We start from the raw sequence: 24,971 nt of genomic DNA on the forward strand, positions 1-24,971 counted from the left end.
ACAAAAAATGTACTGAGTTTATAGCTCGAATACCTTTCCGTAGTCAAAGTCATTCACACACAAAGGATGCAGCATGTAGGATTAGATTCTCAACCGATGCCCTTCAGCCCAATGAAATAAGCCAGGACACCGCCAGGGGGGGATTACTGCTCTGCGATCATGAAAAATACATGTTGGGGCAAAAAGCATAGCCAAGCCAGCCTTTTCATCCCAGAATGCTTCTTAGGCACAACATCTCAGCACAAAGCACGTTGTTTTCATGCTGGGAAGCCGCAAAATTCAAACGAAGGGTGCCAGCACCCTGCAGCCTGCTGCAAAATCCAGCAAATCAAAATCCCCACCAAATCGGATGCGTGAGAACCCCAACGACCTGGCATTCTGTTCCCGCCACGCGCTTGATGGCTCGTCGGCCTCTCGCATTCTTCCGCACACGGAGATTTCCACCGGAATCTGTGTGATAAATATTCCTTAACGCGTCATAGGCCTCATATTCGAGACCGAAATCACGCATGGAGTGCTTCCCCAGAGACATTTCAAGGATTCTATCCCCCGAATCATACGCTAGGGTTCGTGGTCCGCCGAACCGTTCATCACAACATTCTGCAAACAACTCCCAATTTCGGAAGTTCAATGTTCTGCACAAGCCGTCTCCATGGGTGGACGTACCTTTGATCTCAACACCATTCTCCCTGAAGTATGCAAGCTCCTGTTTTAGGAGTGCTACAGGATCGGCCGCATGTTTCAGAGCTGTCGCCACCAAGTTGTTATGGAAATTGATTTCATGGCCGAGGCTGCTCAAATACCGTGCTGTTTCAATCAAATCGGAAGTATGCCGCATTTTACCGTCAACAAGTTTGCCATAGTACCAGGCCGTATGCAGCAAGCAATACGTTGCACGTATTCCGCGTTTATGCTCCCATTCTGCAATCTTCCTGGCCGTAACATGGTCGTGATCCACATCATGCCGGATCACCAATACATCTTTTTCAAGCTTTGGCCCGTCACTGTATAACTCTTGCAACGTCATCAATTCATACGCACCACCAAGGTATGGTGCGAGTAGTTCTTCATAATCTTCGGGCCAGTATTTCCGCTTGTTGGAAAGCCATTTCTGTTTGGCCTTGAACTCATCGGCCGGGATGTCGTAGGTCAAAAGCGAGTCCAAGTCAGCGGCGGAATAGCTCAATGCATGCATCAACTCTCCGCAACGCGACTCAATCCCCTGCACTTCGGACCGTGTGAGATCACGAACATATCGTCCAACACTGTTACCGAAGAATCCCTTTTTCAAATTAGCAGCGTTGGGATGGGAGGAATCCAGAATTCTGGCTTTGGAATCCTGAAACGCAAGAACGGTCTCTTCCATTTCCAATCCCACCATGCCGAAGACCTCGGAAAGAGCCGCCCCAGGATCCTGCACCAGATCCTCATATCGAAGGATCCGGCACTGATCCGGATGCTGGGCTTGAAATGCCTGGAACGCTTCAATTCCTTTTACCCATCGCTGGGCCGCTGCCCTAAGTCCCACGCCGAAATCCGCAGCCATGAGCGATGCATATACATCACGAGGATCTCGTACGATATAGACAAAATACGAATTTGGATACAAAGCAAGATAGGTTTCGTACGCGGTATCTGTGACCTTAAAGCCCAAATGCGATGCCCCGTTCCGCACTCCGGGTTCATTCAGGACAGACGACAAAAGCGCCAGCCGCAGCGAAAGAGAATCGAGACGGTCGCCATTGGACACGGCGTGTTTTTCCAGCACATTCAAAAACTCATCAATCCCAAGCCCCAGTCGATGGCAACGGGAAACCCATTTTCCAAGCTCCACTTGTCCACTTTGCCGCAGGAGCGAACCAGCCTTCTTCAAGTTTGTGGCGTCAGGTTGCACACTTCGAACCTGGTCGACCATATATTGAATGCCAGGCTGTTCCTTGAACAACAACTCATACCCCATGCACACCCGGCTGTGTGCGTCCAAGGCGGCGGAAAGCAGCGTCGTGCCGGAGCGTGAGACACCACAAGGGAATAGCATGGGCGTCCGGTCAATTGAGACGGTGTCCTTGCTTTTATGAAATCCTAACCGTTTTATGAACTGAGCAAACATTACACGCCAACTCCCAGATACCCGTGGGTTTTCATATGGTCACAACAAAGCTCTTCAATCTGCTCTACCTGCTCCGGTGCCAACTCTTTTTTCCAACGCCCGATACTCGACGTAAAAAACGGTTTCTTCAGGTTCTCCGCATTCGGATGCCCAAACGTATGCACGCCGGCTTTGGAACGATAAAATTCGTACACGCCCGCCTCGGGGTCTAATTGGAGAAACTCGAGGATACCTGCAATCTCTGCATGAGCGTTGCGGACCAAATCTTCATAACGGAGCACTCGTCCCCGACCCGGAACATGCTCGCAAAACAGTTCAAAGGATTGGATATAATTGTTCCAGGCATGGCAGACATCCGGTATGGTCCGATTGAACTTCCGCTGAAGGTGCGAGGCAACAACGTCCCGAGGATCGCGCAGGATATAGATCAGGCGCCCGTGAGGAAAAAACGTGTACGCCTTCTCAACAGAGGAAATGTTCAGCTTAAAGCCATAACGGTCGGCTTTTCTTTTGGTCGCGCCCACGCGGGAAGCAATCCAGGCAGTGAACAAACGGTCCTGAAACGTGGCGATCTCCTTCATCCCCGCCCTGGCCATCTCTTCCAAGACCTGCAACATTTCATCTTCTTCAAGGCCAGCCCGGTAACACCGTGTAAAGAAAAGCCCCTCCTGAGCGTATCCGCTCCTACGCAAGAGTTTCCCGGTATTCGAAAAATCTCCCCCGCTAAGAGCCGTACCCTGCCGCAATATCTCCACTAATTGTTCGGGACCGGGCATCACAGCCGGAATCAACTCATATCCCATTGAAACGTTGCTATGGGAATCAAAAATGGTTGTGAGCAGCGTTGTGCCGGACCGGGACATGCCGCATGGAAACAGCATTGGATCATGCGAAATGATCATCACTCGCATTCCCTTTTTTTTGTCACCAATACATGATTGTTTTTAATGAAAAAATATTCCACAACATCAATGGACTCCGCCCGCCAGAATGGAGCGAGAAAGGACTGTATCGTATGATGGAATTTACCGCCTTTGAAATCCACGGCGTTGCTTTTTCGCGGACAGCGGTTGTAGGGTAGCTTCACGTTCTCCATTGCCGTATACGTCCCCATTTGTAACGGCGTAGAGGCAAAAATCGAATAAAAACGTCCCCGGGTTGAAAGCTTTGTGTGCCAGTGCTCAATCACATCCACGGTTTCAGGCCGATCCATTTCATGCTGATTGTACAGCCCCGGCCCTCTGGCAAAAATCAAATCAAAAAACGCATCGGGATACGGAAGTTTCTCTTCCACGTCGCCTACGATAAAATTTCCGGCGTCCCCGCTCTGCGCCATCAAGGTCCGAGCCTTGTCGATCCCACCGCTTGAAACATCAATGCCAAACAGCTCAAGACGAGGCTTCAGGCATTTCATCCCATAAGCCCATATTCCGTCCCCACAACAAAGATCGAGCACCCGGCCCGTTTCAGGAAGGTTCACGTACCGGGTCAGCCAATTTCGAACCAGTTCCTCCGTGTATTGAAACCCCTCCTGGCTTTCATAAAACCTGTCCGTGGCGCATAAGGCATCGTCCGGTGTTTCGTATATTTTTTGTCCCATTCTGACCTTGCTTTTTTCTCACCATTCTACATGGGTCAACGGTAATTTGTGCAATGTAAACGAGCGGACAACCACGCTCGCGGGCAAGGCTGTCGCAGACATATACACCGCGAGGTTGAACCGAACGGCCTCGCTCCCCGGACGAAACGAAAAGACATATTCGCTCTTGTCCGAACGAAGACGAACAAGCCCCCGCTGCTCCAGCTGATTGCCCTCTGCATCATAGAGTAAACAGATAACCCGCGCCGTGTCCCCTGCCGCAATGGACGCACACAGCTCTGCCCGATAATAATGTGCCAACTCGGACGGCCATCCGGCATCATTGGTTGTGCGGTGCCACGCGCCGCCGCCAAGTAGAACATGGGCATGCCGCCCGCCGTGGGGAACGATTTCAAGCACTCCTGACGCATGCCGCACGGTGCACCCTGGCGAAGCAGAAGAAGCTGCAATGTCCACCGGCAATGGTTCTGGAGGGTTCGGCTGGGCAGTGCTTCGCTGGGACTTGGGAGGCTTTTGAAACAACAACGCCATCTGACTCAGCCAAATGAGCAGTCTGCCGGAAATATGATACCCAAGCTCTTTTTTCAATGGATCGCAAATCGCATGGTATCGTGCCTTTTGCTTCCGTGACCATCGGCGATAGGCAGGGAATATCCCTTTTTCCCCAGCATTGATCGTTTTGGAAAAATACGGTTTTGCAAGTCGAGGATAAAAACCAATCCCAAGCTGCGAAAGGACGATTTCCAACTCCTTTGGACCGCGAATCATCCTATCAAAGCGTAAAGAAAGAGCACACGCCTGCATAAGCCGCTCGTTCACAAGTCGAACATACCAACACGCCTTTTCAAATGGTCCCATTTCTTCCCAGTGCTCAACCTCCATCACGGGATGCCGATCGTCTTCGGGCGTATCGTACCAACGGCGGTTCAACAGTGATGAAACGACATCAGCCGGTCGCCGATGCAGATGAATCAACGTTGATTCGGGATAACACGCTGTAAGCTCCGGCAAAAATTCTTCCAAATAGACATTGACCTCGGCATAGTCGCGTTTGAGGCGTTCCACCCAGGGCCGAACGTCCAGCAACAGCTTTTTCACGCTGTGGGGGTCAGTCTGTAGCTCCAGAAAGCCGTCGGCCGTGCGCTTGTCCTCCACAAGTTCGCCCTGGACCAACCGATGGTTGAGCATGCACTCATGCCGACTCGTCACGGAAGACGCCGCATCCAACACCGTGGACAACCACTTGGAACCGGAACGAGCCGTTGACAAGAAAAAAAATATCTTCTGGCTGCCCTTCCAATGTTCCGGATGACACAACACCTGATGCCGCCCCGTGTCCATGGAAACACTGCAGGGGTCCGGACTGCGGGTCCACTCCCCGCCGCTGTCCGTATAATAATGATCAAACGGTACATGCATGGCATCGTATTCAAGGCCCAACTCCGCCATAGAAGTAGACCAAAGTGCAAACCCGGCCCCATCGGGCCGCGTAAGCACGTGATCCAGGGGATATTGCAGTCCACCTTGTCCGTCGGGACCGGGTACCCCTTCTGGGGTCAACCCATTTTCCGACTCCTGTGGGGATGCGGGACGAAGCTCCCGAAACTGCCAGTAGTTGATAAACTGCCCATCGTAACAGGATTTGTCGCCATGTGCGGACATTCCCTTGATCCGGATCCCGTTCCCACGCAACCAGTCAAGCATCCGCTTGAGATAGGCTGCAGGGTCAGACGTCGCCCCGGTGTACCACTGGGCCAAAGCGTTGCAATGCAGTCCGACTTCGTGACCAAAATCCTGAAGCTGCAAGCATTTTTCAATAATATTTGCGTCATTCCAATACGGTGCATCAGGCAGGATATAATATGTCGAACGTGTATTGCGTCGATATTCAAAACAAGCCATCTCCAGCGCCATATCGATACTATGATCAACATCATGCCGTAAGGCTACAGCATGACTCCCTGGTTCTGCCAAACGCAGAAAGGAGACAGGAACGGTAACGCCCAGGTGGTCAAGATACGTTTCATAGCGATGGGATAAGGCCATCAGTTGACGTACAACCCCTTATATATATTTAGTAATTTTTCGGCTTCATTTCCCCAATGAAACTTTCCGGCAGCATTGACCGTATTCGCACGCATCTGCCTTGCTGCCTCCGGATTCTCTTTGATGTCCGTGATGGCACGGGCGATATCGGATGGATTCTCCGGATCAAAAACACCTCCCACGGAAAACTCTTCGATTACCCGTCGCATTTCCGGGAAGTCACTGGCAACAACCGGCAGCCCGGCATTGAGGTATTCAAAAACCTTGTTCGGCGAGCAATAATAGTAGCTGAGGCAAACATTTTCTATCGGTGCGATGCCGAGATCGGCACACGAAGCATACGTCGTCACCATATCGGACGGCACAGGACCAAAAAAATCAAAACGTTCGTGAACACCATGCTCTTCGGCAATACGCAACAGCGATTCCGTGTACTCTGCGGTTCCATACCCCATGAAAACCAAATGGCAATCCGGCAACAGCGCCATGCTTTGGATCACCTTCTCCAACCCTCTGTTAAAGGTAATACCGCCACAATACAGTATCAAAAATCGCTGCTGCGGGATACCAAGTTCCCGCCGAAGCGCTTCCGACTCAACGGCTGCTTCGGTGGACTTGGACAAAGGAGCATTCATGATGACATGCGGCGTGGGAATCCGATACCGCACTGCAAGCTCCTTTGCGATGGTGTCGTTTACCGTTATAGCCGCATGGCAGCGCCGTATGAGAAATTTTTCCATGCTGGCAAGCAGGAAATCATTGATCCGGCCTCGGGGTTTGGTCCTGTTTCTGTTCAGATACAACTCATGGGAGTCATATACAAGCTTGGCCTTGTGCTTGCGGGCCAGCCACCACGCGACAGGCAGCGTGTTCAAGTCATGGGCCTGATAGATATCCGCAGGTTCGTCCGCAACGGCCTGCATACCGTTTGCATAAAAATTCTGGAAGCAAAGCGGGCGATGATACCGCAAAACGAATTGCTTGATGTGCTCATAGGACCAGTTCTGAAATTGGTTGCCACGCCTAACGCGCCATTGTCGAATTTGGGCGTACCGACGCTGTACGACTCTTTTGCATAGCACTATGCCGCCTTCCAGTCTCCCTCGCAATGTTTTACAATACCTATTCACTCTTCTCTGTAGAGCTATCCCTGCTCGGGAAAAAGCAGTGGTCAATCGATGCCAGTACAACTTCGAAGTCTGTCCTCGCAATGCCGATTGCATTACGAAAGCATCTCCTGCCCCCCCTCTGCCGACAGCCAGTCGCAGCACAAAGAGTAACGACCCGACAAAATTAACCCCTGCCCCAAAAGCGAGATAGAGAAACTTCAGGACAACCCAACGCAATACGGCAGCAATCCGGGCTATGGCAACCTTCAAAAACGAGAACATTGTACTCATGGCATGCGAAACCAGCCTGACAATCTTGCTGAAACCGGATAAGAAAAAATTCCAAAACGATGTCAACAGGTTTGCAAACGCGGCAAGAAAAGATGTCGAACCACGACGCCTGAGTCGCGCCAGCATTCTCAGGTGCGGTGGGTCAAGAACAACTCGGATAACCCGAAAACCTTCCACGATTTCACGCGACGCAGTCGTTTTATCCTTGAATGCCACGACGCGCACGTCGTACCCCTGCTCCGTCAGCGTCTTGGCCTCTTTGAGCACCCGGGAATCGTGCGTAAAATTGTTGAAAACGAACATGCACACACGCCGTCCACAGCCAAGACTGGACCGCTCTGCCTCAGGCTCTTCTCCTGTCCGACGCTTACTAACCATTCACACAACCCTGGGTACCAAACATTTGTGAGGCATGAACTGCGCCCCGCGCCGCTACATGGGCTTCAGGCCAGTGCCCGCCTTGGCATACGCGGCCCCGCAAACGGCACAGGTGAGATCGTCTTCCAGCTTTTCGCCGCAAGCGCAAACCCAGCCGGCCCTTTTTCCGGGATTTCCCATCACCAGTGCATGATCCGGAACATCCCGAGTTACCACAGCGCCTGCCCCGACAAAGGCGTACCGACCAATGGTGTTGCCGCAAACGATCGTGCAGTTCGCTCCCAACGTCGCGCCTTTCTTCACCAAGGTCGGACGTACCTGGTCCATGCGGCGAATATGCGCGCGCGGATTGAAAACATTCGTGAACACCATCGACGGGCCGCAAAACACGTCATCTTCCAGGGTGACACCCTTGAAAACAGAAATATTATTCTGAATTTTACACCCGTTGCCCACAGAGACATCCGGTCCGATCACCACGTTTTGCCCGATATTGCAGCGCTCCCCGACACGGCTCCCTGGCAGGATGCGCGAAAAATGCCAGACCTTGCTTTCGGCTCCGAGATCGGCTCCTTCATCCACGACGCTTGTTTCATGCACAAAGGCGGCTCCCGCCTCGTGGTTGCCCGGAGCCACATTGATGCAGCATTTTTCCTCGCCACTATCCATGGAGCGTTGGCTTGCGTTGAGAACCCTGAGCACCCGCACGCCTTCGGCTCCGTCGGTCAACGGTTGTGTGCCGGATTTCGCGCACTGGAGAAAATGAAGGCACTCTTCCCTGAGCGGTTCCTTTTGCTCCACCAAAACCGTTGCACCGTCCGCTTTATCCGGCACAGGAATCTGGCCCTGCCAGTTGATTTTATGCGGGTAGATGGTGAGCTTTTGTTCCCACGGCAGCGTGTCGTCAAACACCGCCATTTTCTTGTCGCCCACGACCACCAACTTCTGCTCCTTAAACGGATGCAGCCAGGAAACAAAGATATGGGCTTTGGCTCCGCAGGGAAAACTCAGGTGGGTCGTGGTGACGTCCGCGATTTTCTTGTGCAGATAATACCCGCCGTGACAACACACCTCGTCGGGCATCTCGCCGACTAGGGAAAGGATCATGGAAATATCGTGCGGGGCAAAAGACCAAAGAATATTCTCTTCGCGCCGAATCTTGCCTAAATTCAGACGATGAGAATAAATGTAATCCACCCGTCCCAACTCCCCCGCCCCCACCATCTGGCGGAGTTTCACAAACACGGGGTGATATTGAAGCAAATGGCCGACCATGAGTGTTACGCCATGCTCACTTGCCAGAGCGTGCAGCTTCTCAGCCTCGTTCCCATGCAGGGCCAAGGGCTTTTCCACATACACGTGTTTCCCGGCCATTATCGCCTCAACCGCAAGTTTATAGTGCGTTTCCGCAGGAGTCGCTATAGCAATGCAGTTTATATCGTCTCTGGCAATAACCTCGGCATATGAAATCGTTCCCTCAAGACCGGGGTACTGGTCCTGGAACATTTCCAACAACGCTTCGTTTTTGTCGCACACGAGTTGCAACACGCCCAGTGCATGAAAATTCCTGACAAGGTTTTTTCCCCAATATCCGGAACCAATGACCGCCAGCTTCATATTGTTCATCACTACGTCCTGCTACTATAGGCTGCATGGCGTCATTGCCATTTTGCAAACAAAATAATCCAGGATAATAACGAATCCTACACAGGCAGGCAACAGTAACAATTTTCATAGAAAACAGGGCGTGCTCCTCTCCGTTGCCATCCTGATGAGCAACGACCCGCTAGGCGGGTAATGGCTCCCGACTCCCATCACGCATCCAAAACAGAACGCCTGCGCCGACAACGCTCCAGCCGATCATCAGCAGCCCGGGCGCCGTCTCCAGCCCCGTGATCTGCACCAGCCATGTGGCCAGCATGGGCGTTGAACCGCCAACAACCCCCATGCCGAGATTGAAGGCGATGGAATATCCGGAAAGGCGATCCCCGGCCGGAAACAGTTCCACGAACAGAGCCGGTGCCACGCCGCACGGTACGGCCAGCAGCAGCCCAAAAACCAATTGCGAAATGGTTACGGAAGTTCCGGTCCCACCAAGCATCCAACTGTGCAGCGGCCACGCCAGCACAAAGATCCCCCCAAAAGCTAAAACAAGCAGGTGTGTGCGCCGGAAAAATTTATCCGACACCCAGGCCGCCACAGGTAGTGCCGCAAGAGTCAATGCCGTGGCAGCGGTATTCCAGTCCTGAGCCTGGGCCAACGGAACTTGTCCGTATTCTTTGAGCCAGGTCGGAATGTAGACAAGGCCTAAATAGAAAACAGCGCCGTACGCCGAAGCAAACAGCACCCCCTGAATCATCTGCTTACGGTTCACCGTCAAGACTTCGCGAAGCGGCGAGTCCTTGTCCCGTCCCTTGGCATGTTTTGTAAATTGTTTGGAGTTTGGTAACCCCTGGCGCAGGACAATGGCCCCAATCCCCAACAAACCTGCGACAAAGAACGGCAGCCGCCAGGCCCAGGAGTTCAATTGTTCCGAAGTGAATACGAGCGAAGTCAAGGCAGCCATCCCTGACCCCAGGAGCATGCCGCCCAAACTGCCCACATTGGCAAAACTGCCGGACAGCCCTCGCTGGTTTTCCGGCGATGTCTCCACCAGATAGGTCACGGAGGAGGAAAACTCACCGCCCACGGACAACCCCTGAAGCAGACGGATCACCACGAGAAAAATCGGCGCCCAAATCCCGATGGAATGATACGTGGGCAACAGCCCCAGCAACACCGTAGGAAAGGTCATCAGCACCACGGAAATAAGCATAACCTTGCTACGGCCTATGGTATCACCAAGCCAGCCGAACAAGGCCGAGCCAAGGGGACGCATGATGAACCCGGCCGCGAATACGCCATACGTAGCCATCAGAGATGCGGTTTTGTCTTCGGAGGGGAAAAATTGCTGCGATAAAATCGATGCCATAAAGCCATAAAGCGCGAAGTCGTACCACTCCATTATGTTGCCCATGGTCCCCGCGACCAGGGTGGTCAACCGCTGCTCCTTGCGTAGATGATGAAACACAATGCCTCCTTCTTGCTTTATTCATCTATAAAACAGTTCAATACAAAAATTGCAAACGCAAGGGGTTGGCTGCGAATTGCCGATACATGACGACTCCTTCGGCTTTCTCGGTTCTTCATCCACGAAAGGGCTACAAATAAAATGCCCGGTCAGCATATTTGCTAAACGGGCATTCCGGAAATTCTGGTGGAGCTGGAGGAGATTAAACCCACGACCTTTCAAACGCTATTCATGAGAGCCAGCTTCCAAACTCCAGAAGCATGACATTTATTTTTCCCAAGTCAACAGGAAAACAGGGATAGTAGAGATATGCCGAAGGCGTTTGGTTGACGGAATGGTTGACCAAAATCTTGGTTTATATTTGCTGCTTCACATCCATGCTCTGATGCAGGATTCTGACGATCGTAACTGCCCTTCCCTCAACGCGGTAGAAGACGAGATGCTTCCCAACGGGATGACTGAAGTATCCTTCTTTGATATGATTACAATTTCTGCCGATGCCGACATTCTCAGCGATCAGACGGAAGGACTGATCGAGTCGAGCCAGGTACTCCTTGCTGCTCAATACCCCAAGTCACCTGCGTGTACTTGGCGATATTCTTGAGGTCAGCATACGCCTTGTTGGTAAGCTGAAATCGCATCTAGCCGTCCAACTCGGCAGACAGCTTTTCAAGGGAGTAATCGGCAATACCGCTCTTTTCGCCCTCAATGAGTGCGAGTTGCAGGGCTTTGACCTTGGCTTCGCGCTCCTCAAGGAGTCGCAACCCTGCACGAATAGCTTCGCTGGCGGAATTGAAACGCCCTTCCCTGACCTGATTGCTGATGAAGTTGTCGAAATGTGGTCCGAGCGTGACGCTGGTGTTTTTTTTTGCATTTGGTCCTCCTTCGTGGTGGCTTGTGGAAAAATAATATTTATTGGTATCAATCGAAAGCGTAGAATGGTCCAATACGTCATATTTTACACAACCGGGAAAAGAACATCATCTTTTACAAAAACAATATCGAAGTCTCGCTCCAAAAAATCGTAGGACTGCTAAACAGCCACACGGTTCAGTTACTCAGTGGCAATTTATATTTAATACACATGAAGGAAGAAGGACATGACCAAGTCCGTGGGTATATTTTCGCAAAGGTAGCCCAAGACACCAACCAAGAGTAACCCTCCGCATCACTCTAGAACCCGGCCTTACAACCCCTCAAATACAGTTCATACACATTTTTAATCTGCGATATCAAACACTTTGGTCAACAACCGGTTGACTAAGTGGTTCACCACCACAAGAAAAGGACCATTCAGCCTATCAAGCTAAACGGTCCTTTTACTTAAGAAATATGGTGGTGGAGCTGGAGGGAATTGAACCCACGACCTCTTGAATGCCATTCAAGCGCTCTCCCAACTGAGCTACAGCCCCACAGCGTTGGGAAGATGACTTTTGCCCTTTTTCAGTGGTGATGTCAACCTGGATTTCCTCAACCTTTGCATTTTTTCTGTATCCATCAAGCCAGCGTAGTATCTGAACGGCTTGCCTTTGTCTCGCTCTCGGGCCATGTTGCCGCCATGCAGCATTACTCACGCCACGGCATCATCGGGGCAGCCGCAGGATATCACTACGGCGACGTTCTCCCCTTTCTGCTTTCTCTGGAGCGTTGCGGCTTTCATGGACACTGCTACCTCTTCGTCTCAGACACCACACGCGATCAGGAACGCATGGATGACCTAGCCCGGAGTTATGCACTCCACCGTCTTCCCTTGCACGGACCGGATCGCTTGGACCACCTGCCGTGCAATGCCCTGCGCCACTTTCTTTCCCTGGAGTTGCTTCAAAGACAGGTGGCCCACCTCGACCAAGTGCTATTGACGGACGTGCGGGACGTGATCTTTCAGCATGACCCCTTCTCCTTTGCCTGGGGTCCGGGATTGCATGCCGTATTGGAACATCGTGCGGCTCTGCTGGGAAAATGTCCGCACAACAGCCGCTGGGTGCGCGATCACCTTGGCGCGGCCGCGCTTGAGACCATTGCCCATTGCCCGGTTTCCTGTTCCGGCACGACCCTGGGCGACACACAGGACGTTCTCGACTATCTGGAACGGCTCACATCGCTTCTGTTGCCGTACGAGCCGGCCCGATTCATGGCCGGATACGACCAGGGCGTGCACAATTACCTGATCCACGGCACCACCCTGCCGAACCTGACCCTGCACGACAATTCCGGTCCCGTGCTGACCCTGGCGACGCGGCCGGGTGAACCGCTGTGCAACGAAGCTGGGGAGGTGCTCAACGATGCGGGCGTTCCCGCGCATGTGGTGCATCAATACGACCGGAAACCGCATCTTTTTCGCTCCATTCGTGCGCGCTTTCAGTCAGCGGCGGGGAAATAGCGGCAACACCAACAAAAAAGGGGACTTCGAACCCGAAGCCCCCTTGCAATATTTTGTTTTTCCTTTCTACGCCCCGAGATAGGCCTTCTTCACCTCGGGATCCTCCAGCAACTCCGCAGAAGTGCCCTGCGCCACGATCTCTCCCGTGTCCAGCACATAGCCCCGGTGCGCAAACTTGAGGGCAAGGTTCGCGTTCTGCTCCACGAGCAAAATGGTCATGCCTTCCTCATTCAGCTGTTTGAGCGTGCGGAACATGTCGTACATCAAGGCCGGGGCCAGTCCCATGGACGGTTCGTCCAGCATGATGATGGAACATTTGGACATGAGCGCACGTCCCACAGCAAGCATCTGCTGCTCACCGCCGGAAAGCGACTCACTTTGCTGTTTCCGACGCTCGGCCAGACGGGGGAACAGGCTATAGACCTGATCATAGTCGCGCTGAATGTCGGGAACGGAATCACCTTTGCGGGCGTAGGTGGCCAGCTTGAGGTTCTCCTCCACGGACAGGTTGCCAAAGATATGGCGCCCCTCCGGGACCAGGGCCGTATGCAGGTCTGAAACGACCTTGTCGGGAGGCATATTCAGGAGGCTGACGCCCTTGTGCCGGATATCCCCGGAAATGACCTTGGGAGCCTCGGGCGGGGGCAGCCGCGCAATGGACATGAGGGTTGTGGACTTTCCGGCACCGTTGGCCCCGATGAGCGTGACGATTTCCCCTTCCTCCACGGTAAAGGAGACGCCATGCAGGGCTTCGATGTTGCCGTACCTGACCCTGAGATCTTCGATTTCAAGTAGCGGGTTCAAATCGTATCGTCTCCCAGATAGGCTTTGATGACTTGGGGATGGTTCTGGATTTGCTCGGGCGTGCCTTCAGCGATGGTCTGGCCGAAGTCGATGACCTTGATCCAGGAACAAAGGCTCATAACCACTTTCATCTGGTGCTCAATCATCCAGATGGTAATATCGAATGTTTCGTGGATCCAGCGAACCAGATCAATGAGTTCTTCCACGTCCCGGGAGTTCAGGCCCGCGGCGGGTTCGTCCAGCAGCAGCAACTGAGGCTGGATGGACATGGCCCGGGCGATCTCCACGCGCCGTTGCAGTCCGTACGGCAGGTTCGGCGGCACCTCGTGAGCATACTCCTTGAGGTTCATGGCCTCGAGCAGTTTCCAGGAAATGCGGTCGATTTCCTTCTCACGCCCCATGTATTTGCGCGTGCGGACGAATGCGTCCCAAATGCTGTAGCCCATGCGGTAGTGCTGGGCCACGCGGATGTTGTCCAGCACGTCCATATCCTTCCAGAGGCGAATGTTCTGGAATGTCCGGGAGACGCCCAAAGCTGTGACCTGATGCGGCCGCATGCCCCGGGTATCCTTGCCCGCGATGCTGATACGGCCCTCACTGGGCTTGTAGAATCCGGATACCAGGTTAAAAATGGTGGTCTTTCCCGCCCCGTTGGGACCGATGAGCGCCACCAGTTCGCCGCCCTGCAGTTCGATGTTGAAATCCGACACCGCCTGCAGGCCGCCGAAGTTCTGCGTCATGTGTTCCACTTTCAGAAGCGACATTGCTCTCTCCAGGCGAGTTTACTTGAACCGGCAGTACTTGCGCAGTTTCGGGAAGACGTCGGTCAATTCCTTGTTGCCCATGATGCCCTCAGGCCGGAACTGCATGAGCAGCACCAGGGTGAAGGGGATGATGACCCACTTGAGAATTTGCAGCGGCCGCAACAATTCCAACAGGAATGTGAAGAACACCGCCGACATGACCGCGCCGGAAAGGGAACCCATGCCGCCCAGGTAGACCATGACCATGGCCTCTGTAGACTTGAGGATATTGAAGGACTGGGGGTTCACATAGCCCACCACATGCGCGAACAGTCCGCCCGCCATGCCGCAAAGTCCCGAAGAAAGCATGAAGGTCACCAGTTTCACCTTATTGGTGTTCACACTCATGATTTCCGCGGCGATCTCGTCCTGGCAGACGGCGTTTACGCCCTTGCCATAGGTGGACGACACATAGCGCCGGATGAGCATCACGCAAAAGATGGTGCCCAGAGCCACAAAAATCATCATCCAAGGCACATCCGCCACCTGGTACATGGACTTGACCACTTTCTTCATGCCCATGAACCCGCGGGGACCGCCGATGATGTCCAGGTTCTCGATGCCGGAAATGACCATGTAGTTCACGGCAATGGTGATGATGGCCAGGTAGTCCCCCCTTGTCTTGAAGGACGGGAGAGCCACAAGAATTCCGGCCAGGGCCGCGACGATTCCCCCGAGGAATACGGAAATGGGGAACACCAGCAGTGAGAATTCCGGCGGCAGAAACGGTGCGCCGGTGATGTCGTTGGGAGCCATGATCAGCACGCTGGTGATGGACGAGACATACGCGCCCACACACAGGAACGCGGCGTGCCCGCACGAGAATTCTCCCATGTTGCCGTTGACCAGGTTCAGACTCGTGGAAATCATGATGTTGATTCCCATGAACATGATCACGGATTGGATGTAAAGGTTGATGACTTTAAATTGCGCCAGCAGGATGATCAGGACGCAACCCGAAATCACCGCCAGGGCAAAGGCATTGCGTTGCAGTTTGTTGCCTGTTTCCATGGAGTCGTATCCCTTGGCTTGCGGTCGTCAGATCTTCTGGTTGCGCGCCAGCCCGAACAGGCCGGTGGGCTTGGCCCAGAGAATGAGCAGCAGAATGGTGAAAGCGAAGAGGTCGCGCATGGTGGACGGGAAAATGGCCACCACGCCGATCTCGATGAAGCCGAGCAGGAATCCGCCCACAAAGGCTCCGCGGATGTCCCCGATGCCCCCCACCACGGCGGCGATGAACGCCTTCCAGCCGATGAGCGCGCCCATGTATGGCTCCAGCACCGGATAGCTCATGGCAAAGAGCAGTCCCGCCAGTCCTGCAAACCCCGATCCCAGGATAAAGGTGAACACGATGACCGTATCCACGGGAATCCCCATCAGGGGGATGGCGAACTTATCGTAGGAAATACCGCGCATAGCCATGCCGATCTTGGTCCGCGTGACCACGAACTGCAGAAATAAAAAGACCAGGACGGCCGCGACGATGACGATGATCTTGAGGTTGGTTACGGAAATGTCGCCGAAGCGGTAAATGGTGGTTTCCAAAAGCTCCGGAAATTTCTTACGGCTCGCTCCGAGCAGGGCGAGGTTTCCATTTTCCAGGATCAGACCGCACATGAGCGCGGTGATGACCACATACAGCCGGTGGGCGCCCTTTCGCCGCAGGGGGCGGTAGGCCACGCGCTCCAGGGTCACCCCCACACCCGAGGTGAGGATCATGGTTACCGGTACGGCCAGGGCCAGGGTAATGCCGGGATCCAGCCCCAGATTGCCGAGCATGAAAACGACCGCGAAAAACGCGATGTACGCACCGACCATGAAGATATCGCCGTGGGCGAAGTTGATCAGGAGCAGCACGCCGTACACCAGTGTGTAGCCCAGGGCGATGAGCGCGTAAAAGCTCCCCCACTGCAATGCGTTGATGATGTTTTGGATCAGGACTTCCACTTGTGGTGTTCCTTTCTTTCCGGGACGTGAGAGCCGGTCCCGGAGGCTGCGCATGCGGGAAGGGACGGGAGCCGGAAGGCTCCCGCCACAATGAACATCAATGAAGCGTTAGGGGCAGACGGATTCGGCGAACTCGAACGCGCCCTCATCGGAAATGCGCACAACAACGGCGCACTTGATGGGATCACCCTGCTCGTCGAACTTCATGGTGCCGGTGACACCCTGGAACTCGGCGATATTGCCGAGGGCGTCCCGGATGGCGGCACGCTGAGCTGTGCGCTCTTCAGGCCACTCGCTCAACCCTTCGATGGCCTGGACCACCAGACGTGTGGCGTCCCAGGTCAGCGCGGCCACGTCATCAGGCGTGTAGCCGTACTTCTCGTTATAGCGCTCGATGAACACCTTGGTGTCGCCGGTGGCGCCGGCAGCAGCATAATGCGTCGAGAAGTGCTGACCCTTGCAGTCGTCGCCGCACAGTTGCATCAGCTCGGCGGATCCCCAGGCGTCAGAACCCATGAACGGTCCCTGCCAGCCCAGGTCATGGGCCTGCTTCACGATCAAGGCCACCTGGTTGTAGTTGTTGGGCACAAAGATGAAGTCCGGGGACGCACCGATGATGGTGGTCAGCTGGGCGGAAAAATCCTGATCCTTGGTGCCGTGGGATTCAAAGGCGACCACGGAGCCGGGTCCCATTTTCTTTTCCCATTCCTGACGGAAAATCTCGGCCAGACCCTTGGAGTAGTCGTTGGAGATGTCGAAAATGACCGCAGCGGTCTTCGCGCCAAAGGTCTTGGCCGCGAAGTTCACGGCCACCGGACCCTGGAAGGGATCCAGGAACGCGGCGCGGAAGATCCAGGGGCGATCCTTCGTGGTATCGGGGTTGGTGGACCAGGGCGAGATCATGGGCGTCTCGTTCTCGTTGGCGGTACCACCGGCAGGCACGGCCTGCTTGGAGGAGTTGGGACCGATAATGGCCACCACGCCGTCCTGGTCGATGAGCTTCAGAGCCGCGTTCACCGCGGACTCGGCCTTGGACTCGTTGTCTTCGTAGACGAACTCCACCAGATACTGCTTGTCGCCGATGGTGATGCCGCCCTTGCCGTTGATGTCCTCAAGGAGCATCTCGGCAGCGAACTTGGAAGCTTCGCCCACTTTGGGAATATCGCCGGTCAGCGGGATATTGAATCCAATCCGGATGACGTTGTCATCCTGGGAACCGCAGCCGGTGAACAGAAACGCGGCAAGGATCGTAAGGACCGTCATCTGGACGGTGCGTTTAAGGAACCGTTGCATCAACTCCTCCTTCAGGTATTCAACAGTGAACTTGTGACACGGAAGGGTCGATGTACCTCAAAACGAAATCGAAAGAAAGCAATTTTTAAATATTTACATTTTTGGCAATCAGCCTGTTTCCTCTGCTACCAAACGCATTTCACCTTGCATTTGGTCCACTGAATTCTTGCTCGGACCAGGGCTTTACGCTAACAATTGCAACGAAGCGGACCGGCCGCACATTTTCTTGAAAAACATGGCTCAACCCAAGGCAATAGTATGAGTATCACCGCGCTAGAGAAGGTCCGCGCCCATGCAGAGGCCGGACAGCGTGTTCGAGAGGCGTTCTTTCAGGATCACTCCGAACAGTTAGTCGAAACCGCCCGCACCTGCGCTGTTTGCCTGGCCAAAGGCGGCAAGCTCCTGCTGTGCGGCAATGGCGGCTCCGCAGCGGACAGCCAGCATCTCGCGGCGGAATTCGTCAATCGTTTCAAGCTGGAACGACCTCCTCTCCCGGCCATTGCCCTGACCACGGATACGTCCATCATCACGGCCACGGGCAACGACTACAGCTTTACCCAGATTTTTGAAAAACAAGTGCAGGCGCTGGGCAACCCGGGAGATATCCTCCTGGGCATTTCCACTTCGGGCAGCAGCCCCAACGTGCTGGCCGCTCTGCGTGAAGCCCGCCGCCGAGGCATGGTCACCATCGGACTGACCGGAGAGCGTGGCGGGGAAATGATCGGTCTTTGCGACACGTTACTGGCTGTTCCCTCTCCCGACACCGCCGTGGCCCAGGAGCTTCATATCGCCATTGGTCATGTGCTGTGTCTGTTGGTGGACCACTTTCTCTTCGAGTCCGTCATGGAGCTGAATCCCTACCTGCAAGAAAATGAGGGTTGATATTTTCTTTTTGGAAAATCCTGCTCTCAAAAACCCTCTTTCGAGAAATTAAGTGTGTTTGTTTTGTCATTTTTGAAAAACTACTTTTTCTACCAAATCAGGACCAAATAAAAAGCCCGGGCAACATTGTCCGGGCTTCCTAATTATCTATCGTAATTATATTTTTTAGATATATTCGCGAGCAACGCGCATGGTCAGCCCCTTTTGTCGCAACCGTTCCGCCACCCGCTCGGCCCGTTCTTTGGACGGCAACGTGGTGATCACCAGTTGTACACGATTTTCCTCATCCCAAACCCAAATCAATTCCGGGAGGGTGACACCCACGGCCTCGACCTCGGCCAGCAACTGTTCCCGCTTGGTTTCCCTGTCTTCGTATGGAGCATCCTCGAACGGTTCTCCACACGCCAACACCCACCAACCATACCCGGAGCGGCCGGGAGCAGTCCCGGTCCCTGCACGGCGCACCGCTGCCGTCAACCGGCGTATCGCAGCTTCCACCCGGCCGGTTTCGCTGATTTCACGCATCAGATATCCCTTCCAACGAGCATTTTCCGCGTATTCCCCTGTGGTATGCCACCATTGCTCAAACGATTCTGTAACCAGAACCACTCAGAAGCAACCCCCACCGAACGCCCGACACAAAAGCCGGCCACACGACACATTCCTTGCCCAAATTGGCATGGACCGTTGGGACACCATACCTTCCGCTGTTTCGAGACTAGCTGGAGGACCGACCGATGACAAGCCCCAGACCAAACTTGTTCCCCGCCGTAAAAGTGTGTAGTTTTCCCAAGTCGGGCATTAGTTATGATATTCGCTGTTGAACCCCTGGTCCGCTTGTCGGGCCGCCGGCCGGGTAGCTGCGGCCTTTTTCAACGACAATTGCAACGGCCTTCGACCCGGTACAACCTGCCGAGTCCCCTGCGCTGCCCATGTCATCAGGAATTGCGGGTGAACGGGGACATCCCGATACACAACGGAAACAACGGAAAACGGCTTGAGCACCACCATCTCACGCAACGGTCAGAGGGCCAGCCGCTCCCTCTCCCAGGACATGACCATTTCGCTGATCCTGCTGATCGCACTGGTCATGCTCGCTCTTTTCGCGGCAGGCTACTATTTCCGTTCCAACGACATGCGGCAGGAAATCGAATCCACCGCCGACCAATACATCTCCAATCTCGCCGACATCCTCGCCGTCCCTCTTTGGACCTTTGATGAAAACGGCATTCGCCAGGCCGGGAGCGTATTCGCCCAAAATGAACTGGTTTCTTCGGTCCGCATCCGCGACCATCGAGGACGGTTGCTCTTCGAATTGGCCAAGCCGGACGACGGCGCACGCCAGGTCGAGCGGCAACGCGACATCCTCTTTGAAAATCAACGCATCGGCACCGCCCATATCACCCTGACCCTGGCACCTTTTGAACGCAGTCTTCGACTCTTCACCGCAACCATGGTTGCCGCCTTCAGTGTGGTGGTAGTGGTTCTGGCCCTGTCCACGGGTCTATTTTTGCGGGTTTTCCTGGCCCGGCCATTTCGGGAGCTTACCGAGGGCATGAATCGACTGGCGGACGGTCGTTTTTCCGGCGAGTTCAAGCGCCCCCGGCACCTGGAACTTGATGAAATCATGCGCAACTTCCGGGCCATGGCCATACGGGTGCAATCCCGCGAGGCCGCCCTGGAAGCCGAGGTGCAGGAACGGAAAAAGGCCGAGGAACGGTACGCCGTGGCCGTACGCGGTGCCAATGACGGTATCTGGGACTGGGATCTCAACACCGACGAAGTGTACTATTCCCCCCGGTGGAAAGGCATCATCGGTTTTGCGGAACACGAATTTCCCCACGACGTGGAGGAGTGGAAAAAACGCATCCACCCAGACGATCTCGAGGCCGTGGTCAATGCCCACCAAAACCTCATGGCCGGACTCACAGACGAAATGAACCTTGAATACCGGCTCCGTCACAAACACGGTTCCTACCGTTGGATTCATGCCCGGGGCGCCAGCCTGAAGGACGATTCCGAAGAACCGCTTCGCATAGCCGGAGCCATCACGGACGTGACCCAGCGGAAGCAGGCGGAACGGCAGTTGCGCAAAAGTGAGGAAATGTATCGGTCCCTCATTGAGACGACCTCCGAAGGGTATCTTATGCTCGATCCCCACGCCAATATCCGCGGCTCCAACAAGGCCTTTCGGGACATGCTCGGGTATTCGCGCATTGAAATCGAAGGCCACCGGCCCATGGACTTCATGGCGGAACAGGATAGCCAGATATTCGGGAATCTCATCGCGCAGCTCGACGCCTCCCCCCACCAGCAGGGGGAATTCACCTTCCGCCGACGGGAAGGCGACGACGTTAACGTGCTGGCCAGCGCCACCACCATGTACCGATCCGACGGCGAGGTGAAGGGGTGTTTTGTGCTCTTCACCAACATCACCGACCGCAAACGCATGGAAAACCAACTGCGGCATCAGGCCATGCACGATCCTTTGACCGGGCTGGCCAACCGGACCCTGTGCATGGACCGGCTCACCCGGGCGTTAGAACGTGCCCGGCGGCGGGACGACTACAATTTCGCGCTTATCTTCGTGGACCTGGACCGCTTCAAAATCATCAACGACAGTCTTGGCCACAACGTGGGCGACAGCCTGCTTATCGAGGTTTCCCGCCGACTGGAGGACAGCGTGCGGGAACTGGACACGGTGTCCCGCTTTGGCGGCGATGAATTCATCGTACTCCTGGAGGAATTGCAATCCCCGCGAAAGGCCGTGCAGGTGGTCAAACGCATGCGCCGCCGGTTACGCCATCCCTACAACCTGGACGGCCACGAAATTCAGGTCTCGGCCAGCCTGGGCATCGTGCTCGGCCCGGTCCAGGCCGACAATGCCGAAGAAGTATTGCGTTTTTCCAACCTGGCCATGCACCGCGCCAAAACCGCCGGACGCGACCGTTTCAAGGTCTTCAGCAATCGCCTGCTGGAACACGCGGTACAGCTCATGACCCTGGAAAACGACATGGACACGGCCATGGCCGAAGGACAGTTTTTCCTCAACTATCAGCCTATTGTCCAGGTGGACGGTGAACAAAAGCTCTTCGCCTTTGAGGCGCTGGCTCGCTGGCGGCATCCCGAGCGGGGCATCATCCCTCCTTCCGAATTCATTGCCGTGGCCGAGGAAACAGGGCAGATCACGGACCTGGGACTGTGGGTGCTCAACGAGGCGTGCCAAACCATGGTCCACTGGCGCAAAACCATCCCCGGCGCAAAGGACGTTTACGTCAGCGTGAATATTTCCGGCAAACAGTTCGCCCAGGCCGACCTCATCGGCAAAATCCGCCGCATCCTCAGACGCACCGGCATGCCGGCCAACCGCCTGAAGCTGGAAATCACGGAAACCGCCATCATGCAGAACGCGGCCCAGGCCACCAACACCCTGCGTATGCTCAAGAACCTGGGCATTACCCTGGCCGTAGACGATTTCGGTACGGGATATTCGTCCATGAGCTACCTGCAAAAGCTGCCCCTGGACCACCTCAAGATCGACCTCAGCTTCGTCCAGATGCTGGACGCCGGGCCGGAAAACGTGGAGATCGTCAAGGCCATCATCAACCTGGCACACACCCTGGGACTCCAGGTGGTGGCCGAAGGCGTGGAACGCCCCGAACATCAACGCACCCTGCTGGAACTCGGCTGCGAATATTTCCAGGGATATTTGTATTCCCGCCCCGTATCCTCGCAAGAGGCGGAACAATTCATCAAAACCAAAGACATCCTGCCCCTGGCAGGTTGACCGCCCCGTACCGGGCAACACGCATCAGCCGAACCCCCAGGCCATGACCCATGCCCCCAGAGGCAGGGCTGCGGAAGCAACCCCCGCCATCCAGGACATCGTCTTCCCGGGCCGGCCATAGCGCCGCGTCAACTCCCAGGCAGCGGCTCCTAAAAGCAACCCTGCCCCGAATCCGAACAGATGCGCTCCCAGGTCGGTATTTTCCCCGCCCGCGCCCAACATGGCCAGCAGGCCAAACCCCGCGCCGAGGGGGACCAACGGACGCCACCAGCGTGAGCGATCCGCCAGCCCCTGCGTGGCCAGCAGGCCCGCCGCCGCAAACACTGCTGTGGAAAATCCAATGGAATCATGCGGCGGTCCCATGACCAGAGCGTTGCACAGATTGCCGAGCACGCCTCCCAAGACCGTCAACAACAGCGCCGGGCCACATCCCAAACGAACGCACACCAATGACACAAACAAAGTGCTGACCACGGCGTTGCCCAAAACATGCGGTCCGTCACCATGCAGGGTCAGGGCCGTGGCCGCCCGCCACCACTCTCCGTTCCATATGGCGGCAGCATCGGCGCTCCCCCGCTCCAGAAGCAACCGGGGATACACGTGCAGCGCGGGGTGGGCGCGTTCACCAAAAGCATACGCCGCAACCAAAGCCAACCCGTAGAGTGCGGGCGGCAAAATCTGATCCGTCCCGGGGAGCGGAGGCGGCGGGGGCGCTGGAGTCCGCTGCCGTGCATTTTCAGCAAGCCATAGGCCAAGCTCCTCCAAGGCGCGCTCCCGATCCATTCTTCGGACCTGAACACTCCACCCTTCCTTCCGGCGACGCATGCGGCAAGGAATGTATCGCGCCTGGAGAACCAACGAATAAAGGCGGGCCTGTTCCTGCGGCATGTCGCGATCCGGGGTGCTCAAGCCGCTCTCGTCCGCCCTTGAGCCATGCAACACCCCAGGGTTTGCTGCGGAATCAGGACGCCCGGACAACGAAAGTTCCACCCATAAGGGAGGACGAGGACGCCGGGAGGACCGGCGCAAGACAAATCGACGCAAGATGCGGGGCATGGGGTCGGAGTGTACCGGAACCTTCTTATGGAGCAAGGGAAAACCGTTCACGCCGATCACAGGCCGGGCCGGAGGCTTCATCGGGCTTTCCGCTCCCGGTTCTTCCGTGCTAGGCATGGGCATGACACGCTATTCACGCCGCCGGGTTCTGCGTATCCTGGCCTCACTTTCCACGGCGCTTCCCCTGTTTCCAGGTTTGGTTCGCGCTGCATCCGCTCCACCGCTGGATCAAATCCATGCTCTGGTAGGGCAGATGCTGCTCGTGGGTTTTCGCGGCACCCAGGCTCCCGAAAATTCCCCTGTGGCCCGCGACCTTCAAGCTAGAGACAAGGGAGGCGTCCACGCAGCCGGAACCGTGCTCTTTGACTATGACATGCAGCTGCATCAATACGGCCGCAACGTGACCGGACCGAAGCAGCTTCGGCAACTGACCGACCAGTTACGTCTGCACGCTCCCACGGCCCCCCTCCTCGCCGTGGATCAGGAAGGTGGCCGAGTCCAGCGCCTCAAGCCCGAACAGGGCTTTCCTGGCATTCCTTCGGCCCGGGATCTCGGCGCTGCAGGCAAGGACACCTCCGCCACGTTCCAGGCCGGTCAAAAGCTTGGGCGCATGCTGCACAGCGCCGGGCTGAACCTGAATTTCGCTCCAGTGGTGGACGTGGACCGGAACCAGAGCAGCCCGGCCATAGGAGCCTTGGGCCGGAGCTATTCCCCGGATCCGGACATAACGACCCGGCACGCTGCGGCCTTTATCCGCGGGTTGCGGGAATATAGCATTCTCAGCTGCCTCAAACATTTTCCCGGACATGGCTCCGCCGCCGAGGACAGCCATGCGGGGCTGCCCGATGTGACCGGGCTGTGGTCCGAGGTGGAGCTGCTTCCTTACACAACGCTCCTGCCCCAGGGCATGGCCGACATGGTCATGGTGGCGCACCTGTTTAACAGGGAATGGGACACCCGCTTCCCGGCCAGCCTCTCGCGGTCCGTTGTCCACGGCATGCTGCGTACGCGTCTTGGTTTTGATGGCGTCATCGTCACGGACGATCTGGACATGAAGGCCGTGGCCGATCAATATGATCTGGAGCAACGAATTCTCCTGGCCGTACACGCTGGAAACGACCTGCTGCTGTTCGGCAACAACCTCCGGTACGATCCCGACCTCGCCCCCACGGTCCGCGCCATTCTGCTGGAGCATATCCTCGCGGAGCGCATTTCCGTGGAACGTATTGTAGCAAGCCTGCGGCGCGTGGCCCGGCTGAAGCGTTCCCTGGCGCCCTGTTGAACCGCGCATCTGTTTCCGCTCTTTTCAATGCAGGCCCAACAATTCAAAAAAGCAATTTGTGGGGAGCACTCCCGGCGTACTTGTCTTGCCTCCCCCAACAACACATTGACAGCCCAAACAGAAGTCAGTAACG

Annotated in this window: 20 protein-coding genes and 1 tRNA gene; 5 read left to right on the plus strand and 16 right to left on the minus strand. The window is 55.5% G+C overall.

Annotated features, from left to right (window positions below):
* Nucleotides 1-328 precede the first annotated feature (328 nt).
* The 7 genes from B5D49_RS00810 to B5D49_RS00840 all read right to left on the minus strand — a co-directional run bounded on the left by B5D49_RS00810 (nt 329) and on the right by B5D49_RS00840 (nt 10,604).
* Nucleotides 329-2,110 (minus strand): sulfotransferase family protein, encoded by a 1,782-nt coding sequence (locus tag B5D49_RS00810; RefSeq protein ID WP_078715754.1) that lies wholly within the window; start codon nt 2,108-2,110, stop codon nt 329-331.
* Nucleotides 2,110-3,021, minus strand: a complete 912-nt coding sequence (locus B5D49_RS00815) for a sulfotransferase (protein ID WP_078715755.1) — start codon at nt 3,019-3,021, stop codon at nt 2,110-2,112. The genes B5D49_RS00810 and B5D49_RS00815 overlap by 1 nt, the downstream gene beginning before the upstream one ends.
* The gene (locus B5D49_RS00820) at nt 3,012-3,590 is read right to left on the minus strand and encodes a class I SAM-dependent methyltransferase (protein ID WP_159447089.1); all 579 of its coding nucleotides are present in this window, start codon (nt 3,588-3,590) and stop codon (nt 3,012-3,014) included. The genes B5D49_RS00815 and B5D49_RS00820 overlap by 10 nt, the downstream gene beginning before the upstream one ends.
* A gap of 138 nt (nt 3,591-3,728) precedes the next feature.
* The gene (locus B5D49_RS00825) at nt 3,729-5,372 is read right to left on the minus strand and encodes a sulfotransferase (protein ID WP_159447090.1); all 1,644 of its coding nucleotides are present in this window, start codon (nt 5,370-5,372) and stop codon (nt 3,729-3,731) included.
* Between the two features lie 383 nt (nt 5,373-5,755).
* Entirely contained in the window at nt 5,756-7,459 is a 1,704-nt protein-coding gene (locus B5D49_RS00830) for a glycosyltransferase family 4 protein (RefSeq protein WP_159447091.1), read from the minus strand.
* Between the two features lie 129 nt (nt 7,460-7,588).
* Entirely contained in the window at nt 7,589-9,160 is a 1,572-nt protein-coding gene (locus B5D49_RS15105) for a Gfo/Idh/MocA family oxidoreductase (RefSeq protein WP_078715759.1), read from the minus strand.
* A 160-nt stretch (nt 9,161-9,320) separates the two neighbouring features.
* Nucleotides 9,321-10,604, minus strand: a complete 1,284-nt coding sequence (locus B5D49_RS00840; RefSeq protein ID WP_234990579.1) for an MFS transporter — start codon at nt 10,602-10,604, stop codon at nt 9,321-9,323.
* Nucleotides 10,605-10,938: 334 nt separating this feature from the next.
* Between B5D49_RS00840 and B5D49_RS15150 the strand changes: the two genes are divergently transcribed.
* Entirely contained in the window at nt 10,939-11,208 is a 270-nt protein-coding gene (locus B5D49_RS15150) for a hypothetical protein (RefSeq protein ID WP_234990581.1), read from the plus strand.
* A 37-nt stretch (nt 11,209-11,245) separates the two neighbouring features.
* On the opposite strand, the gene B5D49_RS00850 is transcribed toward B5D49_RS15150, so the two are convergent.
* On the minus strand, nt 11,246-11,551 hold the full coding sequence (locus B5D49_RS00850) for a type II toxin-antitoxin system ParD family antitoxin (RefSeq protein WP_234990583.1): 306 nt from the start codon (nt 11,549-11,551) through the stop codon (nt 11,246-11,248).
* Nucleotides 11,552-11,940: 389 nt separating this feature from the next.
* A tRNA-Ala gene (locus B5D49_RS00855) sits at nt 11,941-12,016 on the minus strand.
* A gap of 146 nt (nt 12,017-12,162) precedes the next feature.
* On the opposite strand from B5D49_RS00855, the gene B5D49_RS00860 reads away from it, so the two are divergent.
* Nucleotides 12,163-12,984: a hypothetical protein gene (locus B5D49_RS00860; protein WP_078716025.1), complete on the plus strand. Its 822-nt coding sequence runs from the start codon at nt 12,163-12,165 to the stop codon at nt 12,982-12,984.
* A 66-nt stretch (nt 12,985-13,050) separates the two neighbouring features.
* Here the strand turns inward: B5D49_RS00860 and B5D49_RS00865 are convergent, their stop codons facing one another.
* The 5 genes from B5D49_RS00865 to B5D49_RS00885 form a co-directional block, all read right to left on the minus strand.
* Nucleotides 13,051-13,788, minus strand: a complete 738-nt coding sequence (locus tag B5D49_RS00865) for an ABC transporter ATP-binding protein (RefSeq protein WP_078715760.1) — start codon at nt 13,786-13,788, stop codon at nt 13,051-13,053.
* Nucleotides 13,785-14,552 carry an ABC transporter ATP-binding protein gene (locus tag B5D49_RS00870; RefSeq protein WP_078715761.1) on the minus strand — a complete coding sequence of 256 codons (768 nt, stop codon included), beginning with the start codon at nt 14,550-14,552 and terminating at the stop codon, nt 13,785-13,787. The genes B5D49_RS00865 and B5D49_RS00870 overlap by 4 nt, the downstream gene beginning before the upstream one ends.
* A gap of 18 nt (nt 14,553-14,570) precedes the next feature.
* On the minus strand, nt 14,571-15,584 hold the full coding sequence (locus tag B5D49_RS00875) for a branched-chain amino acid ABC transporter permease (protein WP_407670515.1): 1,014 nt from the start codon (nt 15,582-15,584) through the stop codon (nt 14,571-14,573).
* Between the two features lie 45 nt (nt 15,585-15,629).
* Nucleotides 15,630-16,538, minus strand: a complete 909-nt coding sequence (locus tag B5D49_RS00880) for a branched-chain amino acid ABC transporter permease (protein ID WP_078715763.1) — start codon at nt 16,536-16,538, stop codon at nt 15,630-15,632.
* Between the two features lie 108 nt (nt 16,539-16,646).
* The gene (locus B5D49_RS00885; protein ID WP_078715764.1) at nt 16,647-17,831 is read right to left on the minus strand and encodes an ABC transporter substrate-binding protein; all 1,185 of its coding nucleotides are present in this window, start codon (nt 17,829-17,831) and stop codon (nt 16,647-16,649) included.
* A 258-nt stretch (nt 17,832-18,089) separates the two neighbouring features.
* Here B5D49_RS00885 and B5D49_RS00890 point away from each other — a divergent pair, with 258 nt between their 5' ends.
* Nucleotides 18,090-18,713: a D-sedoheptulose 7-phosphate isomerase gene (locus B5D49_RS00890; protein ID WP_078715765.1), complete on the plus strand. Its 624-nt coding sequence runs from the start codon at nt 18,090-18,092 to the stop codon at nt 18,711-18,713.
* A gap of 165 nt (nt 18,714-18,878) precedes the next feature.
* On the opposite strand, the gene B5D49_RS00895 is transcribed toward B5D49_RS00890, so the two are convergent.
* Nucleotides 18,879-19,238 carry a hypothetical protein gene (locus B5D49_RS00895; protein WP_078715766.1) on the minus strand — a complete coding sequence of 120 codons (360 nt, stop codon included), beginning with the start codon at nt 19,236-19,238 and terminating at the stop codon, nt 18,879-18,881.
* A 472-nt stretch (nt 19,239-19,710) separates the two neighbouring features.
* Here B5D49_RS00895 and B5D49_RS00900 point away from each other — a divergent pair, with 472 nt between their 5' ends.
* Nucleotides 19,711-22,500, plus strand: a complete 2,790-nt coding sequence (locus tag B5D49_RS00900) for an EAL domain-containing protein (protein ID WP_078715767.1) — start codon at nt 19,711-19,713, stop codon at nt 22,498-22,500.
* Between the two features lie 24 nt (nt 22,501-22,524).
* Here the strand turns inward: B5D49_RS00900 and B5D49_RS00905 are convergent, their stop codons facing one another.
* On the minus strand, nt 22,525-23,409 hold the full coding sequence (locus B5D49_RS00905; protein WP_159447092.1) for a rhomboid family intramembrane serine protease: 885 nt from the start codon (nt 23,407-23,409) through the stop codon (nt 22,525-22,527).
* 145 nt (nt 23,410-23,554) lie between these two features.
* Between B5D49_RS00905 and B5D49_RS00910 the strand changes: the two genes are divergently transcribed.
* Nucleotides 23,555-24,838, plus strand: coding sequence for a glycoside hydrolase family 3 protein (locus B5D49_RS00910; RefSeq protein ID WP_159447093.1), 1,284 nt, complete (start codon nt 23,555-23,557; stop codon nt 24,836-24,838).
* Nucleotides 24,839-24,971 lie beyond the last annotated feature (133 nt).

The organism is Paucidesulfovibrio gracilis DSM 16080, from assembly GCF_900167125.1.
In the GTDB taxonomy this organism is placed as follows: Bacteria; Desulfobacterota; Desulfovibrionia; order Desulfovibrionales; family Desulfovibrionaceae; genus Paucidesulfovibrio; species Paucidesulfovibrio gracilis.

Bases quoted from the DNA above. Each gene is read 5' to 3' on its own strand.
- B5D49_RS00810 (WP_078715754.1), bottom strand. From the start codon at position 2,110: ATGTTTGCTCAGTTCATAAAACGGTTAGGATTTCATAAAAGCAAGGAC.
- B5D49_RS00815 (WP_078715755.1), bottom strand. From the start codon at position 3,021: ATGCGAGTGATGATCATTTCGCATGATCCAATGCTGTTTCCATGCGGC.
- B5D49_RS00825 (WP_159447090.1), bottom strand. From the start codon at position 5,372: ATGTCCGCACATGGCGACAAATCCTGTTACGATGGGCAGTTTATCAAC.
- B5D49_RS00830 (WP_159447091.1), bottom strand. From the start codon at position 7,459: ATGTTCGTTTTCAACAATTTTACGCACGATTCCCGGGTGCTCAAAGAG.
- B5D49_RS15105 (WP_078715759.1), bottom strand. From the start codon at position 9,160: ATGAACAATATGAAGCTGGCGGTCATTGGTTCCGGATATTGGGGAAAA.
- B5D49_RS15150 (WP_234990581.1), top strand. From the start codon at position 10,939: ATGGTTGACCAAAATCTTGGTTTATATTTGCTGCTTCACATCCATGCT.
- B5D49_RS00860 (WP_078716025.1), top strand. From the start codon at position 12,163: ATGCAGCATTACTCACGCCACGGCATCATCGGGGCAGCCGCAGGATAT.
- B5D49_RS00870 (WP_078715761.1), bottom strand. From the start codon at position 14,552: ATGTCGCTTCTGAAAGTGGAACACATGACGCAGAACTTCGGCGGCCTG.
- B5D49_RS00885 (WP_078715764.1), bottom strand. From the start codon at position 17,831: ATGCAACGGTTCCTTAAACGCACCGTCCAGATGACGGTCCTTACGATC.
- B5D49_RS00890 (WP_078715765.1), top strand. From the start codon at position 18,090: ATGAGTATCACCGCGCTAGAGAAGGTCCGCGCCCATGCAGAGGCCGGA.
- B5D49_RS00895 (WP_078715766.1), bottom strand. From the start codon at position 19,238: ATGCGTGAAATCAGCGAAACCGGCCGGGTGGAAGCTGCGATACGCCGG.
- B5D49_RS00910 (WP_159447093.1), top strand. From the start codon at position 23,555: ATGGGGTCGGAGTGTACCGGAACCTTCTTATGGAGCAAGGGAAAACCG.